The organism is Mycobacterium florentinum (genome assembly GCF_010730355.1).
GTDB classification, from domain to species: Bacteria; Actinomycetota; Actinomycetes; order Mycobacteriales; family Mycobacteriaceae; genus Mycobacterium; species Mycobacterium florentinum.
In genome coordinates, this window is the sequence record NZ_AP022576.1 from 221,904 (window position 1) to 238,464 (window position 16,561).

At 66.3% G+C, this 16,561-nt stretch carries 17 protein-coding genes and 1 pseudogene; 11 read left to right on the forward strand and 7 right to left on the reverse strand.

Going from position 1 to position 16,561, the window contains the following annotated elements:
* The first annotated feature begins 62 nt into the window (after positions 1-62).
* Together G6N55_RS01130 and hisG are read left to right on the forward strand one after the other, a co-directional pair.
* A complete protein-coding gene (locus tag G6N55_RS01130; protein ID WP_085220407.1) occupies positions 63-344 on the forward strand; it encodes a phosphoribosyl-ATP diphosphatase in 282 nt (93 codons plus the stop codon).
* Positions 345-346: 2 nt separating this feature from the next.
* Positions 347-1,204 (forward strand): ATP phosphoribosyltransferase, encoded by an 858-nt coding sequence (gene hisG, locus G6N55_RS01135; RefSeq protein ID WP_085220406.1) that lies wholly within the window; start codon positions 347-349, stop codon positions 1,202-1,204.
* A gap of 64 nt (positions 1,205-1,268) precedes the next feature.
* On the opposite strand, the gene G6N55_RS01140 is transcribed toward hisG, so the two are convergent.
* Complete coding sequence (locus G6N55_RS01140; RefSeq protein WP_085220405.1) at positions 1,269-1,868, reverse strand: TetR/AcrR family transcriptional regulator; 600 nt, start codon at positions 1,866-1,868, stop codon at positions 1,269-1,271.
* 301 nt (positions 1,869-2,169) lie between these two features.
* Here G6N55_RS01140 and G6N55_RS01145 point away from each other — a divergent pair, with 301 nt between their 5' ends.
* Together G6N55_RS01145 and G6N55_RS01150 are read left to right on the forward strand one after the other, a co-directional pair.
* Positions 2,170-2,682 (forward strand): DUF4126 domain-containing protein, encoded by a 513-nt coding sequence (locus G6N55_RS01145; protein ID WP_163667116.1) that lies wholly within the window; start codon positions 2,170-2,172, stop codon positions 2,680-2,682.
* Complete coding sequence (locus tag G6N55_RS01150) at positions 2,679-4,049, forward strand: FAD-containing oxidoreductase (protein ID WP_085220404.1); 1,371 nt, start codon at positions 2,679-2,681, stop codon at positions 4,047-4,049. The genes G6N55_RS01145 and G6N55_RS01150 overlap by 4 nt, the downstream gene beginning before the upstream one ends.
* Here the strand turns inward: G6N55_RS01150 and G6N55_RS30280 are convergent.
* Together G6N55_RS30280 and G6N55_RS01160 are read right to left on the reverse strand one after the other, a co-directional pair.
* Positions 4,035-4,262, reverse strand: a complete 228-nt coding sequence (locus G6N55_RS30280; protein WP_085220403.1) for a protein kinase domain-containing protein — start codon at positions 4,260-4,262, stop codon at positions 4,035-4,037. The genes G6N55_RS01150 and G6N55_RS30280 overlap by 15 nt on opposite strands.
* 318 nt (positions 4,263-4,580) lie before the next feature.
* On the reverse strand, positions 4,581-5,495 hold the full coding sequence (locus G6N55_RS01160; protein ID WP_085220402.1) for a RecB family exonuclease: 915 nt from the start codon (positions 5,493-5,495) through the stop codon (positions 4,581-4,583).
* A 73-nt stretch (positions 5,496-5,568) separates the two neighbouring features.
* Between G6N55_RS01160 and trmI the strand changes: the two genes are divergently transcribed.
* Positions 5,569-6,411 (forward strand): tRNA (adenine(58)-N(1))-methyltransferase TrmI, encoded by an 843-nt coding sequence (trmI, locus tag G6N55_RS01165; RefSeq protein WP_085220401.1) that lies wholly within the window; start codon positions 5,569-5,571, stop codon positions 6,409-6,411.
* Positions 6,412-6,417: 6 nt separating this feature from the next.
* Here trmI and G6N55_RS01170 read toward each other — a convergent pair whose 3' ends face one another.
* Both G6N55_RS01170 and G6N55_RS01175 read right to left on the reverse strand, forming a co-directional pair.
* Positions 6,418-6,720, reverse strand: a complete 303-nt coding sequence (locus tag G6N55_RS01170; protein ID WP_085220400.1) for a DUF503 domain-containing protein — start codon at positions 6,718-6,720, stop codon at positions 6,418-6,420.
* Between the two features lie 188 nt (positions 6,721-6,908).
* Positions 6,909-7,478 (reverse strand): annotated as a pseudogene (locus G6N55_RS01175) (hypothetical protein); the annotation flags it as partial.
* Between the two features lie 311 nt (positions 7,479-7,789).
* On the opposite strand from G6N55_RS01175, the gene arc reads away from it, so the two are divergent.
* Entirely contained in the window at positions 7,790-9,619 is a 1,830-nt protein-coding gene (gene arc, locus G6N55_RS01180; RefSeq protein WP_085220399.1) for a proteasome ATPase, read from the forward strand.
* Between the two features lie 20 nt (positions 9,620-9,639).
* Here arc and G6N55_RS01185 read toward each other — a convergent pair whose 3' ends face one another.
* A complete protein-coding gene (locus G6N55_RS01185) occupies positions 9,640-10,245 on the reverse strand; it encodes a hypothetical protein (protein WP_085220398.1) in 606 nt (201 codons plus the stop codon).
* 4 nt (positions 10,246-10,249) lie between these two features.
* Complete coding sequence (locus tag G6N55_RS01190; protein ID WP_085220397.1) at positions 10,250-11,410, reverse strand: hypothetical protein; 1,161 nt, start codon at positions 11,408-11,410, stop codon at positions 10,250-10,252.
* 196 nt (positions 11,411-11,606) lie between these two features.
* Between G6N55_RS01190 and dop the strand changes: the two genes are divergently transcribed.
* From dop to pafA, 5 genes are all read left to right on the forward strand, one after another.
* The gene (gene dop / locus G6N55_RS01195; protein WP_085220396.1) at positions 11,607-13,115 is read left to right on the forward strand and encodes a pup deamidase/depupylase; all 1,509 of its coding nucleotides are present in this window, start codon (positions 11,607-11,609) and stop codon (positions 13,113-13,115) included.
* Between the two features lie 102 nt (positions 13,116-13,217).
* Positions 13,218-13,412 (forward strand): ubiquitin-like protein Pup, encoded by a 195-nt coding sequence (locus G6N55_RS01200; protein ID WP_085220395.1) that lies wholly within the window; start codon positions 13,218-13,220, stop codon positions 13,410-13,412.
* Positions 13,409-14,290 carry a proteasome subunit beta gene (gene prcB / locus G6N55_RS01205; protein WP_085220394.1) on the forward strand — a complete coding sequence of 294 codons (882 nt, stop codon included), beginning with the start codon at positions 13,409-13,411 and terminating at the stop codon, positions 14,288-14,290. Before G6N55_RS01200 ends, prcB begins: the two co-directional genes overlap by 4 nt.
* Positions 14,287-15,054 carry a proteasome subunit alpha gene (prcA, locus tag G6N55_RS01210; RefSeq protein WP_085220393.1) on the forward strand — a complete coding sequence of 256 codons (768 nt, stop codon included), beginning with the start codon at positions 14,287-14,289 and terminating at the stop codon, positions 15,052-15,054. The genes prcB and prcA overlap by 4 nt, the downstream gene beginning before the upstream one ends.
* Before the next feature lie 56 nt (positions 15,055-15,110).
* Positions 15,111-16,469 (forward strand): Pup--protein ligase, encoded by a 1,359-nt coding sequence (gene pafA / locus G6N55_RS01215; protein ID WP_139826680.1) that lies wholly within the window; start codon positions 15,111-15,113, stop codon positions 16,467-16,469.
* Positions 16,470-16,561 lie beyond the last annotated feature (92 nt).

The window sequence follows — 16,561 nt, forward strand, 5'->3', positions numbered from 1 at the left end:
CTTGCGGATCGCCCGTACCGGCCACCACCACGAGAAACCGCCGTGACTTTACTCGTTGGCACGTGAAACAATCGCTGGCCGTGAAGACATTCGAGGATCTGTTCGCCGAACTCGGCGATCGTGCCCGCACCCGACCGGCCGGCAGTGCCACGGTCGCCGCCCTCGACGGCGGGATTCATGGGCTGGGCAAGAAGATCCTGGAGGAGGCCGGCGAGGTGTGGCTGGCCGCCGAGCACGAATCCGATGACGCGTTGGCCGAGGAGATCAGTCAGTTGCTGTACTGGGCGCAGGTGCTGATGATCGCGCGCGGACTTTCCCTCGACGACGTCTACCGGAAGCTATGAGCATGTTGCGAGTCGCGGTTCCCAACAAGGGCACGCTGAGCGAGCCGGCCAGCGAGATCCTTTCGGAGGCGGGCTACCGGCGGCGTACCGATTCCAAGGACCTCACCGTCATCGACCGGGCCAACCACGTCGAGTTCTTCTTCCTGCGACCCAAAGACATTGCCATCTATGTCGGTTCGGGACAGCTCGACTTCGGCATCACCGGGCGAGACCTGGTGCTCGATTCGGATGCCCCGGTGCGTGAACGCCTGGCGCTGGGTTTCGGGTCGTCCAGCTTCCGTTACGCGGGGCCGGCCGGGCTCGACTGGACGACGGCCGATCTGGCCGGTAAGCGGATCGCCACCGCCTATCCGAATCTGGTACGAAAAGATTTGGCGGACAGGAGAATTGATGCGACCGTCATCAGGCTCGACGGCGCCGTGGAGATTTCGGTGCAACTCGGGGTGGCCGACGCGATTGCCGACGTGGTGGGATCAGGTCGCACCCTGAGCCTGCACGATCTGGTGGCCTTCGGTGAGCCGCTGTGTGATTCGGAGGCGGTGCTGATCGAGCGCGACGGCTCCGACGGCGGCGGCGCAGCTCGAGCGGCGCGCGATCAGCTGGTTGCCCGGATTCAGGGTGTGGTGTTCGGGCAGCAGTATTTGATGCTCGACTACGACTGCCCGCGCTCGGTACTGGACAAGGCCACGTCGATCACGCCGGGGCTGGAGTCGCCGACCATCGCCCCGCTCGCCGACCCGGACTGGGTGGCGATCCGCGCGCTGGTCCCGCGTCGGGGCGTCAACGAAATCATGGACGAGCTTGCGGCCATCGGCGCCAAAGCGATTCTGGCTTCCGATATCAGGTTCTGCCGATTCTGATCGCGCGGTGACTAGGTCCGCATAATCGCGGTCTGCGTTCGCGGTGACCTTGGTGCCGGCAACCTCAGCAGGGGTCCAGAGGCGTGTCGATGATGGTCTGAATAACCGCGGACACCGCATCGGTTAAGCGTTCTGGGGCGGCTTCGATGAGTTCGGGCGTCTGGATGACGCTTCGCATCAACCACACCCCGGCGATGACGGAGAGGATCAGCTCTGTCCGAAGGTGCCGATCCGGTTCCGGTAGCTGGGCGGCGAGCCGTCGTCCCACATGACGTGCGAGAGCGTCGCGCACGATCTGGGCGGCGCGGGGGTTGGGGACCGATCGCAGCATGATCGGGAACCTGCCCAGTTGCTCGGCGTCGGGTGCGCTTAGCGCGATGAGGTTGTGGGCAGCGTCGCGTGCGAGTGCCTCCGGGTCACTAGCGAAGAACGCTGGCGGCGCAAACGCCGCCTCGACCACCTCGGCGAAGAGTTGTTCCTTGGAGCCGAAGTAGCGGTTGATCAGCATTGCCGTGACACCGGCGTCACGGGCGATGTCGCGGACCCCGGCGCCGTCATAGCCGTACCGCGCGAAGGCCTGCAGCGCAGAGGCCAGGATGTCGGCGCGGGTTTTGGCCGCGTTACGGGGGCGAGGGCTCGCAGAGTGCTTTTTCGGATTGACCATATCTACGAGTGTAGACAACAATGCGCACCTTGGTCTACAGTCGTATACATGTATACAAATCTGGCCCTTGATCGCGTCTCTGTGTTGAGCCGATACCACCGGGGTCCGCATCAAGGGCAGGAGTCGATCAAAGGACTCGCTAGTAATCTCGCGTACTCCTAAACTGGCACTTCGCTAACAGATCCATCTGCACGACTGCATTGGGCTACTGCTAGCTACGCTGGCACCGCGCCCACCGATGAACGACTCTTAACCCCGCGGGCCAAAGTTGATGGTCCGACATCTCCTCAGGAGGTTCTCCGTGACACATGTCCTCGTTCTGTTGCTGGCTTTGCTGATTGGCGTTGTCGCCGGGTTGCGCTCCCTCACGGCGCCCGCGGTGGTCGCATGGGCGGCATACCTCGGCTGGATCGACTTGCACGGCACGTGGGCATCCTGGTTCGCCAACATCATCACGGTCGTCGTATTTTCCGTTCTCGCCGTCGGCGAACTGGTCAACGACAAGCTGCCCAAGACGCCACCGCGCACGGCGCCACCGGTGTTCGCCGCCCGGCTCGTCATGGGCGGGCTGGCGGGCGCGGCGCTTGGCGCCTGGCCGCACTGGACCTTTTCCGCACTCGGGGCCGGTGTCATCGGTGCGGTGCTCGGCACCCTCGGCGGCTATCAGGCACGCAAGCGGCTGGTCGCGGTGAGCGGCGGGCGGGACCTGCCGATCGCGCTGCTCGAGGATGCGGTTGCGGTCTTGGGCGGGTTCGCCATCGCTGCGCTGACGGGTCACGTGCTGGTCGAGTACCTCGCCTCGGCCGTTAAGTGACCACGCATTTCGATGCGATCATCGTCGGTGCCGGTCAGGCAGGGCCATCGCTTGCGGGGCGGCTCACCGCCGCCGGGCAGCGCGTCGCGATCGTCGAACGCAAACTGATCGGCGGTACCTGCGTCAACAACGGGTGCATTCCGAGCAAGACGCTGGTCGCCAGCGCGCACGTCGCCCAGCTGGCGCGTCGCAGCACCGAATTCGGTGTCGCGACCGGGTGGATCAGCGTGGACATGGCGAAAGTCAAGGCCCGCAAGGACGGTATCGTGCTGGCCGACCGTAAGGCCATCGAGGACTGGCTGGACGGCATGGACGGATGCACCGTCTTTCGCGGACACGCACGTTTCACCGATCCACACACCATGCGTGTCGACGGCGAGGAGCTGCACGCCGACCGGATCTTCCTCAACGTCGGTGGCCGCGCGGTGGTCCCCAACATCGCGGGCCTGGACGACGTCGACTACCTCACCAACGTGTCCATCCTTGAACTTGACACGCTGCCAACGCATCTCGTCATCATCGGCGGCGGCTACATCGCGCTGGAGTTCGCCCAGATGTACCGGCGCTTCGGCTCGGCGGTCACTGTCGTCGAGCGCGGCCCCCGGTTGGCCTCCCGCGAGGACGAGGACGTCTCGGCCACCATCAAGGAGATCCTGGAGGCCGAAGGCATCAACATCATCCTCAATGCCGACGGCGTACGGGTCAGCAAGAGCGACAACGGATTCGAACTAACGCCCCGCGCCGGTGCCGACCCGACACCGGGCAGCCATCTGTTGCTGGCGGTGGGACGGCGGCCCAACACCGACGACTTGGGCCTCGAGGACGCCGGCGTGCAGACCGACGCACGCGGCTACATCGTTGTCGACGATGCGCTCAAGACCAACGTCGATCACATCTGGGCGATGGGCGATTGCAACGGCAAAGGCGCATTCACCCACACCTCGTACAACGACTACGAGATCGTGGCCGCCAACCTGCTCGACGACGATCCGCGCCGGGTGAGCGACCGCATCACCACCTATGCGCTCTACATCGATCCGCCGTTGAGCCGCGCCGGGATGACCGTCGGCGAGGTCCGTAAGTCGGGCCGCAAGGCGCTACTCGGCAGACGGCCGATGACCAGGGTCGGCCGGGCCGTGGAAAAGGGTGAGACGCAAGGCTTTATGCAGGTCGTCGTCGACGCTGAAACCGATCAGATTCTCGGAGCGACCATCCTCGGGGTCGGTGGCGACGAAGCGATTCACGCCATCCTGGACATCATGTCGGCCAAGGCGCCCTACACCACGCTGTCGCGCACGATGCACATTCACCCCACCGTCAGCGAGCTCATTCCCACGATTCTGCAGGAGATGTCACCGCTCGACTAGGTGCACAACGCCGTGCCGGTGGGCGAACTCGAGTGCGTCGGCGACATCGGCGATGATGCGAACCGCACGGTCGGGGCTCAGCGGGCCCGCGCTGACAGTTTTATCGCAGTCCACACCGGCGATGTAGCGCATCGCGATCCACATCACGCCATTCGTGGTGTCGCGGTCGAAAACAGTGACGATGTTCTCGTGCTCGTCGAGTTGGGCCAGCAGGTCGGCCTCGCCGCGGAACTTCTGCTCTACCTACTTGCGCGCCTGCTCGTCGGAAGTTCGGAAATCCAAGGCCTTGAGCGCGACCAGCTTGTTCAGGTTTGGATGCCGGGCCAGATAAACGGCGCCGAAACCACCGACGCCCAGTGGTTTCAAGATCTGATAGCCCGCGAACACGCTACCCGGTGCCAGTCGATGGATGCCCTCCATCGGTGCGGCCTCCTTTCACCGGATGGCAGTTAGGTCGTGTCACACGTGAGCGCTCGAATGAATGAGTTTGCGGAACGATCCGCAATCACGACGTGCCCGACGGATTCCTGCTCAGGCGGCAGGTTCGGAGTCCCCGGCAACCAGGTGAAGTCCCGCAAGCAACGCCGCGTCCGCGCCGCCTTGCGCCCGAACGCCATCCGGCCAGCCGGGATAGGGCGGCGGGGTGCCGCCGAAAACCGGGCAGTGCTCGTGGTGCGGGCACCAGTCGCACAACCGCGACTTACTGGGGCGGAAATCGCCTGTCGCACCGGCGGATTGGATGGCACGCCAGATCGCCATCAGGGTCTTCTCGAAGCGCAGCAGCTCGTCGAGCTCGGGCGAGTAGTCCAGCACCTGGCCGTCGGCGAGGTAGATCAGCCGCAGCCGGGTGGGCGGCACGCCGCGGCTGCGCAGCAGCGCCACCGCATAGAACTTCATCTGGAACATCGCCTTGAATTCGGCCAGCGCTCGCGCCTCCGGCGGCGCCTTGCCGGTCTTGTAGTCGACCACCCGCAGCTCGCCGGTGGCGGCGACGTCGATCCGGTCGATGAACCCGCGCAGCAGCGTGCCGTCGGCGAGTTCCACCTCCACCCGCTGCTCGCAGCATTGCGGGTCGAATCGGGTCGGGTCTTCCAGGCGGTAATAGCCGGACAGCAGCGCGCGGGCCTCGTCGAGCACCTGCGTCCGCAGCACGGAGTCCAGCTCCGCGAACCGGCCGGGCTCGGCGGCCATCACCTGCTCCCACGCGGGCTCCACGAGCGATATCGCGGTGTCCGGGCCTCGTGATGCCGCGGGCAGGCCGTAGAGCTGTTCGAGTGCGGCGTGCACCACCGACCCGCGGATCTGCGCGGTCGACGGCGGCTCGGGCAGCCGGTCGATCGCCCGGAACCGGTACAGCAACGGGCACTGCTTGAAATCCGCCGCCCGCGAAGGTGACAGCGCGGGCCTGGAAGCCGCCCGTGCCTGGTCTTGCGGCTGGTCGGTCATATTCGCAGCCTAGGACGCAGCGCCGACAACCCCGAGCATCGACAACGGCGAGTCGGCTGGCACGCTGAACGGCGTGTCCAACACCGGTCCATTCGTCGTCGGCGAGCGCGTTCAGCTCACCGACGCCAAGGGCCGGCACTACACGATGGAGCTCACCGAAGGCGCCGAGTTCCACACCCACCGCGGAGCGATCCCGCACGACGCGATCATCGGGCTGGAACAGGGCAGCGTGGTCAAATCCAGCAACGGCAACCCCTACCTGGTGCTGCGCCCCCTGCTGGTCGACTACATCATGTCGATGCCGCGCGGTCCGCAGGTCATCTATCCCAAGGACGCCGCCCAGATCGTGCACGAGGGCGACATCTTCCCGGGTGCCCGTGTACTGGAGGCCGGAGCCGGATCCGGCGCGTTGACCTGTTCGCTGTTGCGCGCGGTGGGGCCCGACGGGCGGGTGGTCTCCTACGAGGTGCGCGCCGATCACGCCGAACACGCACGGCGCAATGTGGACGTCTTTTTCGGTGGGCCGCCCGCCAACTGGGAGCTGATCATCGGCGATGTCGTCGACTCCGGGCTGCCCGACGGCTCGTTCGACCGGGCCGTGCTGGACATGCTCTCGCCGTGGGAGGTGCTGGACTCCGTGTCGCGGCTGGTCGTCGCCGGCGGGGTGCTGGTGATCTACGTGGCCACGGTCACCCAGCTGTCGAAGGTGGTGGAGGCGCTGCGGGCCCAGGAGTGCTGGACCGAACCGCGCGCCTGGGAGACGATGCAGCGCGGTTGGCATGCCGTCGGACTGTCTGTCCGGCCCCAGCACACGATGCGCGGGCACACCGCATTCCTGGTGGCGTCGCGACGGCTCGCGCCGGGGACGGTGGCCCCGATGCCGTTGGGCCGCAAGCGCCCGGGTCGCGACGGCTAGGGCTAGTTAGTCCTCGCTGTCCTCGCTGCGCAGCACCGAGCGTCGCACCGACAGCAGCTCGAACTCGGGATGCGCGGCGACCAGACGCTCGGCCGCGTCCAGAACTTCGACCGCATGGCCACGGTCACCGGACACGACGGCCACCCCGATGCCCGCCCGTCGTAACAGATCCCGCGAACCGGTCTCGGCGGCCGACACGCTGAACTTGCGGCGCAGTTCGGCGACGACGGGACGGATCGCCGACCGCTTCTGCTTGAGCGATCGCACGTCGCCCAGCAACACGTCGAACTCGAGCCAGGCGATCCACATCAGCCGGGCGGAGGTGGCGCGGACTCGGGAGCCGGCGGCTCAGGCGGGGCCGGCGGTGGCTCAGCAGGAGGAGGCGGTGGCTCGGGTGGGGGTGGCGGTGCAGGAGGAGGCGGAGCAGGTGCGGCCGACGGCGGCGGCGCCGGAGGGGGCGTCGGAAGAGGCGGAGGGGGCGGCGGCTCGACGGGTTCCGGCGGCGGTGGCAGGGGAAGCGCGGGTGGCGGAGGCGCCGGAGGCGTCGGGGCGGGCGAGTTGCCCAGTGCCAACAGCATTTCCGCTGTTCGCCGGGACAGCTGCCAGCCGCCTGCCAACGGCGCGAACTCCATCGGGAAGGTGAACGCGCCGTTGTTCGCCTTGGCGGTCTTGACGCTGACGGTGGCCACCACGTTGGCCGGGTTCTTGTCCGACCACGCGATGCTGTTCGTCGCGAAGGTCATCGGCAGGTAGCCGTTGTCGCGCAGCGCGTTGATGAACTTGTCCAGCTGGGCCGCGCTCTCCGGCGTCGCGCCTTCGACGAGGTTCACCTTGTTGGTGCCCGGCACGTTCGGGTCGACAAGCCGGTTCAGCACCTCGACCAGAGCCTCGGGGACGGGCAGGGGCGCGGTCGGGGGAGCCGCGACGAGCAACGGACTGGACGTCGGCGCAACCACCCCCGAACTGGTCGACGGCAGCACCTTGGGTTCGCTGTGTGAGCACGCCGCGATCCCGAGGGCCGCCACTGCGGTGGCGGTGCTCAGTGCTACGGACAGGTGTCGCTGCATCCGTCGAACCGGCCGGGCTATTCGGCCACGCCTGATTCTTGGAGGGCGGTGGTTGCTGCGATCGGGCCAACTGGTGCAATGGAAGTCACAGTTGGAAACATTGCGTTGATGACCGCGACCACGGCAAGGCCTGTGGTGAGGGGTTTTGCGGTCAAGGGGTGTCCTCTCGGTGGTCCCAAATCGACGCCGAGGTTACCAGCGGGAGTAAAGACGCGACTTTTGATGGCTTTTGAGTTCACGCATGAACGGCCAATCGCCGGTAGCGTTGTAAGGATCCACCGCATCAATTCGGGGCGGGAAAGGAGCGCAACATGGGTGACTCAGAGCGTTCTGAAGCATTCGGGATCAATGACGAAACTGGTATGTCCAGCAGCGATGCTGCAGAGCTGGAACAGTTACGACGCGAGGCCGCGGTACTCCGCGAGCAACTCGAGCAAGCCGCCGGGTCGGCGGGCAGTACACGCTCCGCGCGCGATGTGCATCAACTCGAGGCCCGCATCGACTCGCTCGCCGCGCGCAATTCCAAATTAATGGAAACTCTTAAAGAGGCCCGACAGCAGTTACTTGCCTTGCGCGAGGAGGTCGATCGGCTCGGGCAGCCGCCGAGCGGATACGGCGTCTTGCTCTCGTCCCATGAGGATGAAACGGTCGACGTGTTCACCTCGGGTCGCAAGATGCGATTGACATGCTCGCCCAACATCGACGTGTCGTCGCTGCGCAAGGGACAGACGGTCCGGCTCAACGAAGCCCTGACCGTCGTCGAGGCTGGGACGTTCGAATCCGTCGGCGAGATCTCGACTCTGCGCGAGGTGCTCAACGACGGCCACCGCGCGTTGGTCGTCGGCCACGCCGACGAGGAACGGATCGTGTGGCTCGCCGACCCCCTGGTGGCCGAGGACCTGCCGGAGGGGCACCCCGACGCACTCAACGATGACACCAGGCCGCGGAAACTGCGGCCTGGCGATTCTCTACTCGTCGACACCAAAGCCGGCTACGCGTTCGAGCGCATCCCCAAGGCCGAGGTCGAGGACCTGGTGCTGGAAGAGGTGCCCGACGTCAGCTACCAGGACATCGGTGGCCTGACCCGGCAGATCGAGCAGATCCGCGACGCCGTCGAGCTACCGTTCCTGCACAAGGACCTCTACCGGGAGTACGCATTGCGTCCGCCCAAGGGTGTGTTGCTCTACGGCCCGCCGGGGTGCGGTAAGACGTTGATCGCCAAGGCGGTCGCCAACTCGCTGGCCAAGAAGATGGCCGAGGTGCGCGGCGACGACGCCCGCGAGGCCAAGTCGTACTTCTTGAACATCAAGGGCCCCGAGCTGCTGAACAAGTTCGTCGGCGAGACCGAGCGGCACATCCGGCTGATCTTCCAGCGCGCCCGTGAGAAGGCCTCCGAGGGCACACCGGTGATCGTGTTCTTCGACGAGATGGACTCCATCTTCCGCACCCGCGGTACCGGCGTCTCCTCCGACGTCGAGACCACGGTGGTCCCGCAGCTGCTGAGCGAGATCGACGGTGTGGAGGGGCTGGAGAACGTCATCGTGATCGGTGCCTCCAACCGTGAGGACATGATCGACCCCGCGATCCTGCGGCCCGGACGTCTCGACGTGAAGATCAAGATCGAGCGGCCCGATGCCGAAGCGGCACAAGACATCTTCTCGAAGTACTTGGTTGAGACGCTGCCGGTGCACGCCGACGACATCGCCGAGTTCGACGGCGACCGTGGCGCTTGCATCGCCGCGATGATCGAAAAGGTCGTCGAGCGGATGTACGCCGAGATCGACGACAACCGGTTCCTGGAGGTCACCTACGCCAACGGTGACAAGGAAGTCATGTACTTCAAGGACTTCAACTCCGGGGCGATGATCCAGAACGTCGTCGACCGCGCGAAGAAGAACGCGATCAAGGCGGTGCTGGAAACCGGCCAATCGGGCTTGCGGATTCAGCATCTGCTCGACTCGATCGTCGACGAGTTCGCCGAGAACGAGGACCTGCCCAACACCACCAACCCCGACGACTGGGCGCGGATCTCGGGCAAGAAGGGCGAGCGGATCGTGTACATCCGCACCCTGGTCACCGGCAAGTCGTCGAGCGCATCGCGCGCCATCGACACCGAATCGAACCTCGGCCAGTACCTCTAGGGACTCAATCCCTAAGCGGCTCAGTCGAATTCGAACGAGTAGCTGTTCGTCAGGTCGTCCTGCGTCACGCGGGCGGGGCGCGTCGTCGTGTCCACTCGCAGCGTTTCGGCCAGCACGCGCGGCTGATAGCTCCAACCCTGCGGCAGCGTGAGCCGGTCGGCCAGCCCGGCCAGCTCGGCCCGCGACAGGTTGGGGTCGGCGACCTGGCTCCAGGTCTGCATGACCCAGCGCTGGCCGTCGGGATCGATCAGCTCGTAGATCTCTTCGCCGGCGTTGAAGACGAAGACCGTATTGCGGGTCACTTCGTTGACGGTGTACGGCGCGGGGTTCATCGACGACAGCTGCACGGTGGCTTGCTTGATCATCTCGATCCCGCCGAACGTCATCCGCTCCTGCTGAGCGTCGGCCTCCTTTTCGATGGCATTCATCAGCCAGTAGCGCGGGCCGTTCAGCAAGGCCGCCGCGGCGCCGTGCTCCGCCGCGATGGCCTGCGGGTCGAGCTTGGACCACAGCTCGGCCGGGCAGTCGTTGAGCGGGAAGCTGTTGTAGACGGTGGCTTGTGGGCCGGATTCACCGACTTCCACGAGAAGCACTTCGCCGTAACGCTTTCCGGATAGGTCGGGCATTTGGTTACTCGCATTCTATCGTTGCGACATTGCCGAGATAGCGGTTGCGGGCCGCGAGAGCGGTGTGCAGGTCGTCGATCAGCGGGTCGAGGAACATGCCCCGGTATTCGTCGTCGTCGACCGCCCGCGCGCTGATGTACATGAACGTCAGCGCGCCCAGGAACAGGCACATGTGGATCAGTGAAACCGGCGCCGGGAACGTCATGCCGAACACGGTCGCGGTCATGTCCTGGTTGTGCGTCCACTCCTTGAGCAGCGGTGGCGTGAGGATGATGACGCCCAAAATGAGGTACATGGTGGCGCCGACGGAGGCCACCACCAGGATCTCGATGAGTTGCGAGGTCGCGAGCAAGAACACCACATTGAGGCGCTCCGTGCGCTTGAGCGGTGAGCCGGACACGGGGGCGTGCATGGCGGTGAACGGGGTGTCGACGAGGCTCTGGCTGCCCTCGGGCAGCGACGCCGTCGACTTCAGCAGCGGCCGCACCCGTTCCACCGTCTTGGATATCACGAACGCCCCCGCGATGCCCATCAGAAAAGTGATGGCCAGCGTCAGCCGCTCCCCGTTGATATTCGCTGCCATCAGCCAGACGTAGGTGTTGAAGAACACCAACGCGGTCAGCAGCACGATCGGCAGGGCCCGGATCGCCAGCGTGCCGACCGTCGAGAGGTGCTCGAACGTCATCCGCACCGCCCAGGCGAGCACCGACCCGACGCCGCAGCCGGTCAGCAGCAGCACCACGACCAGGATGACGGCGTCCCGGGTCAACTGGATCGGGCCGGATTCGATGACCCCGCAGGCGACCGCGAAGGCCAGCGAGGCGGTCGCCACGGCCGCGCGGGTGCCCCCGCTGGCGATCCGGGACACCAGCCAGCCGATCAGGGCGGCCAGCGGAAGTGCGAGGGCCAGCAACGCCAGGATCGCCCACTGGCGGCTGGTCGGCGTGCCGTTGATGAAGACCTCGTTGCCGTCGCTGATGACGTAGACGCCCAGCAGGCACGCTTCTACCGCCGCCCACGCGGAAAGCATCGGAGCGCACCGTGGCCAGAGCCGGCGCCATCGGCCCCGTCGGGTCAGCACCGACGGCAGGCCGCGCTCCAGGAACCACCGTTCGGCCGCTGCCGTCTTCTGAACGTCCGGCGTGCGGCGCTGAGTTAGACCCACACCGGGTCACCCTAGTGGCGCGGCAACCCGTGCGCTGGCTGTTTAGGCGCAGGTCAGGAATTGTTCTTCGGCACCACCGGCAATCTCTTCGAATTCTCTTTGCGCCGCAGGCTTTTCGACGATCTGCGGACGCTCGACGTCGGCGGTCACCTTGCCCCGGCGCGGGGCGCAACCTCACCCGGCCTACCCTTGACGCATGCAACGGATTATCGGGACGGAGGTCGAGTACGGCATTTCGTCGCCGTCCGACCCGACCGCCAACCCGATCCTTACTTCGACTCAGGCAGTGCTGGCCTACGCGGCCGCCGCCGGCATTCAGCGCGCCAAGCGCACCCGGTGGGACTACGAGGTGGAGTCGCCGCTGCGCGACGCCCGTGGCTTCGACCTGAGCCGCTCGGCCGGGCCGCCGCCGGTGGTCGACGCCGACGAGGTCGGCGCGGCAAACATGATCCTGACCAACGGGGCACGGCTCTATGTCGACCACGCGCACCCCGAGTACTCCGCGCCCGAGTGCACCGACCCGCTCGACGCGGTCATCTGGGACAAGGCCGGCGAGCGGGTGATGGAGGCCGCCGCGCGCCACGTCGCCAGCGTGCCCGGAGCCGCCAAGCTCCAGCTCTACAAGAACAATGTCGACGGCAAGGGCGCCTCGTACGGGTCGCACGAGAACTACCTGATGTCCCGACAGACGCCGTTTTCGGCCATCATCGCAGGTCTGACGCCGTTCTTTGTGTCCCGGCAGGTCGTCACCGGCTCCGGCCGGGTCGGCATCGGCCCCTCGGGTGACGAGCCCGGCTTCCAGCTCTCCCAGCGCTCCGACTACATCGAGGTCGAGGTCGGGCTGGAGACCACGCTCAAGCGCGGCATCATCAACACCCGCGACGAACCGCACGCCGACGCCGACCGGTATCGCCGGCTGCACGTGATCATCGGCGACGCCAACCTCGCCGAGACGTCGACCTACCTGAAGCTGGGCACCACGGCGCTGGTCCTGGATCTGATCGAAGAAGGCCCGCAGCACGGCATCGACCTCAGCGATCTCGCGCTGGCCCGGCCGGTGCATGCGGTCCATGCGATCAGTCGCGATCCGTCGCTGCGGGTGGCGGTGGCCCTGGCCGATGGCCGGGAGCTGACTGCGCTTGCGCTGCAACGGATCTACCTCGACCGGGTGGCCAAACTGGTCGACGGTCGCGACCCCGACCCGCGGGCAGCGCACGTTGTCGAGACCTGGGCGCACGTCCTGGATCTGCTCGAGCGCGACCCGATGGAATGCGCCGAGCTGCTGGACTGGCCGGCCAAGCTGCGCCTGCTCGAGGGTTTCCGGCAGCGGGAGAACCTGAGCTGGTCCGCGCCGCGACTGCACCTGGTGGACCTGCAGTATTCGGATGTCCGGCTGGACAAGGGCCTGTACAACCGGCTGGTCGCGCGTGGCTCGATGAAGCGTCTGGTCAGTGAACATCAGGTGATCGAGGCGGTGGACAACCCGCCGACCGACACCCGCGCGTATTTCCGCGGCGAATGCCTGCGCCGGTTCGGCGCCGACATCGCCGCGGCCAGTTGGGACTCGGTGATTTTCGATCTCGGTGGTGATTCGCTGGTGCGCATCCCGACGCTGGAGCCGCTGCGGGGCAGCAAGGCGCACGTCGGCGCGCTGCTGGACTCGGTCGACAGTGCCGTCGAACTGGTTGAACAACTGACGAGCTGAGCCTGGTTAACCGAAGAAGACCGGCGTTGACCGGTAGGGTAGAGGTACCAGCGGGCGGCTTAAGCGGCCAGTAAGCAAGCCCAGACAAAGCAGGAGGCGGCGATGGCGCAGGAGCAGACCAAACGTGGCGGTGGCGGCGGCGACGAAGATGACGTCGTTGGCACTACCGCTGCGGGCCAAGAGCGTCGCGAGAAACTGACCGAGGAAACCGACGATCTGCTCGACGAGATTGACGACGTCCTGGAGGAAAACGCCGAGGACTTCGTCCGCGCGTACGTCCAAAAGGGCGGACAGTGACCTGGCCTTTTCCCGATCGTCTGTCCACTAACTCGGCACTTCCCGGATTTTCCGCTGTAAATACGTCCTCTTTCGCCGATCTGTTGCGCCGCCAGGCGCCCGAATTACTCCCGGCTGTCCTGGGTGGCGGCGGTAGCCAATCCGGTGGTGACGGTGCGCATCTGCCGCACGGCACCACGATCGTGGCCCTGAAATACCCCGGCGGTGTCCTGATCGCCGGTGACCGGCGTTCGACGCAGGGCAACATGATCGCCGGCCGGGACGTCAAAAAGGTGTACATCACCGACGACTACACGGCGACCGGCATCGCCGGCACGGCCGCCATCGCCGTCGAATTCGCCCGCCTCTACGCCGTGGAGCTCGAGCACTACGAGAAGCTGGAAGGCGTGCCGCTCACGTTCGCCGGCAAGGTGAACCGGCTCGCGATCATGGTGCGCGGCAACCTTGCCGCCGCGATGCAGGGGCTGGTGGCCCTGCCGCTGCTGGCGGGCTACGACATCCACGCCGCCGACCCGGAAAGCGCCGGGCGCATAGTCTCGTTCGACGCCGCGGGCGGCTGGAACATCGAGGAAGAGGGCTACCAGTCGGTGGGGTCGGGATCGATCTTCGCGAAGTCTTCGATCAAGAAGTTGTACGCCCAAGTCACCGACGTCGATTCCGCGGTGCGGGTGGCCGTGGAGGCGTTGTACGACGCCGCCGACGACGATTCCGCCACCGGCGGACCGGATCTGGTGCGCGGGATCTTCCCGACGGCCGTCACCATCGGCGCCGAAGGCGCGGCCGAAGTCCCCGAGAGCCGCATCGCCGAGCTGGCCCGGGAGGTCATCCAAAGCCGCTCGCGCACCGACACTTTCGGCCCGGATGGCGGTGAGAAGTGAGCTTCCCGTATTTCATCTCGCCTGAGCAGGCGATGCGTGAGCGCAGCGAGCTCGCGCGCAAGGGCATCGCCCGGGGCCGCAGCGTCGTGGCGCTGGCCTACGCCGGTGGCGTGCTGTTCGTCGCGGAGAACCCGTCGCGGTCGCTGCAGAAGATCAGCGAACTCTACGACCGCGTGGGCTTCGCGGCCGCGGGCAAGTTCAACGAGTTCGACAATCTGCGGCGCGGCGGCATCCAGTTCGCCGACACCCGCGGCTACGCCTACGACCGCCGCGACGTCACCGGCCGGCAGCTGGCCAACGTCTACGCGCAGACCCTGGGCACCATCTTCACCGAGCAGGCCAAGCCCTACGAGGTGGAGTTGTGCGTCGCCGAGGTCGCGCACTACGGCGAGACCAAACCGCCTGAGTTGTACCGGATCACCTACGACGGTTCCATCGCCGACGAGCCGCACTTCGTGGTGATGGGCGGTACCACCGAGCCGATCGCCACCGCGCTCAAGGAGTCTTACGCCGAAAACGCCGACCTGCACGACGCTTTGGGGATCGCGTTGGAGGCGCTGCGGGCGGGCAGCCCCAACGGCGGCGACGAGCCTTCGCTGGATGTGGCCAGCCTCGAGGTCGCCATCCTGGACGCCAACCGGCCCCGGCGCGCGTTCCGGCGGATCGGCCGGTCCACCCTGGAAAACCTCCTGCAGGAGGTGGATTCGAAGGGCTCGAAATCCGATTCGGAGCCGTCGGATTCCGAAGGCGACACTTCGGATTAGACCCGCGGGCGCGGCTTGCTGACCGTCGCCCTGACACAACAAGTACCCTCGATGTTGTGCAGCGACGAATCATGGGCATCGAGACCGAGTTCGGTGTCACCTGCACGTTCCACGGCCATCGCCGCCTGTCTCCGGACGAGGTGGCCCGCTACCTTTTCCGCCGGGTGGTGTCGTGGGGCCGGAGCTCCAACGTCTTCCTTCGCAACGGCGCCCGACTGTACCTCGATGTGGGCAGCCACCCCGAGTACGCCACCGCCGAATGCGACAGCCTGGTGCAGCTGGTCACCCACGACCGGGCCGGGGAATGGGTGCTGGAAGACCTGCTGGTAGACGCCGAGCAGCGGCTTGCCGACGAGGGCATTGGCGGCGACATCTACCTGTTCAAGAACAACACCGACTCGGCCGGCAACTCCTACGGCTGCCACGAGAATTACCTGATCGTGCGGGCCGGTGAGTTCTCCCGGATCTCCGATGTGCTGCTGCCCTTCCTGGTTACCCGCCAGCTGATTTGCGGGGCCGGCAAGGTACTGCAGACCCCCAAGGCCGCGACGTTCTGCCTATCGCAGCGCGCCGAGCACATCTGGGAAGGCGTGTCGTCGGCCACCACCCGCAGCCGCCCGATCATCAACACCCGCGACGAGCCGCACGCCGACGCCGAGAAGTACCGGCGGCTGCACGTGATCGTCGGCGACTCCAACATGTGCGAGACCACCACGATGCTCAAGGTGGGCACCGCCGCGTTGGTGCTGGAGATGATCGAATCCGGCGTGCCGTTCCGCGACTTCTCGCTGGACAACCCGATCCGCGCGATCCGTGAGGTCAGCCACGACGTCACCGGGCGCCGTCCGGTGCGCCTGGCGGGCGGACGTCAGGCCAGCGCGCTGGACATCCAGCGTGAGTACTACAGCCGCGCCGTCGAGCACCTGCAGACCCGCGAGCCCAACGCCCAGATCGAGCAGGTCGTCGACCTGTGGGGCCGGCAGCTCGACGCCGTGGAAAGCCAGGACTTCGCCAAGGTCGACACCGAGATCGACTGGGTGATCAAGCGCAAGCTGTTCCAGCGCTACCAGGATCGCTACAACATGGAGCTGTCCGACCCGAAGATCGCCCAGCTGGACCTCGCCTACCACGACATCAAGCGCGGACGCGGCGTCTTCGACCTGTTGCAGCGCAAGGGTCTGGCGACCCGGGTGACCACCGACGAGGACATCGCCGAGGCGGTCGACAACCCGCCCCAGACCACCCGCGCCAGGCTGCGCGGCGAATTCATCAGCGCCGCCCAGGCCGCCGGCCGCGACTTCACCGTCGACTGGGTCCACCTCAAGCTCAATGACCAGGCGCAGCGCACCGTGCTGTGCAAGGACCCATTCCGGGCGGTTGACGAGCGGGTGAAGCGGCTCATCGCCAGCATGTAGGTGGCGGCCGACTTCTGGCCACACCGGTCGCACTGGCCTCGCCGCGGTGACCGATGCTTCGAGCAAATGCGATATCGCGTGCGCTATCAGGA

Excerpts from the sequence above, each read along its gene's own strand:
- hisG (WP_085220406.1), top strand. The coding sequence starts at position 347 with ATGTTGCGAGTCGCGGTTCCCAACAAGGGCACGCTGAGCGAGCCGGCC.
- G6N55_RS01140 (WP_085220405.1), bottom strand. The coding sequence starts at position 1,868 with ATGGTCAATCCGAAAAAGCACTCTGCGAGCCCTCGCCCCCGTAACGCG.
- G6N55_RS01160 (WP_085220402.1), bottom strand. The coding sequence starts at position 5,495 with ATGACCGACCAGCCGCAAGACCAGGCACGGGCGGCTTCCAGGCCCGCG.
- G6N55_RS01170 (WP_085220400.1), bottom strand. The coding sequence starts at position 6,720 with ATGTGGATCGCCTGGCTCGAGTTCGACGTGTTGCTGGGCGACGTGCGA.
- arc (WP_085220399.1), top strand. The coding sequence starts at position 7,790 with ATGGGTGACTCAGAGCGTTCTGAAGCATTCGGGATCAATGACGAAACT.
- G6N55_RS01185 (WP_085220398.1), bottom strand. The coding sequence starts at position 10,245 with ATGCCCGACCTATCCGGAAAGCGTTACGGCGAAGTGCTTCTCGTGGAA.
- dop (WP_085220396.1), top strand. The coding sequence starts at position 11,607 with ATGCAACGGATTATCGGGACGGAGGTCGAGTACGGCATTTCGTCGCCG.
- G6N55_RS01200 (WP_085220395.1), top strand. The coding sequence starts at position 13,218 with ATGGCGCAGGAGCAGACCAAACGTGGCGGTGGCGGCGGCGACGAAGAT.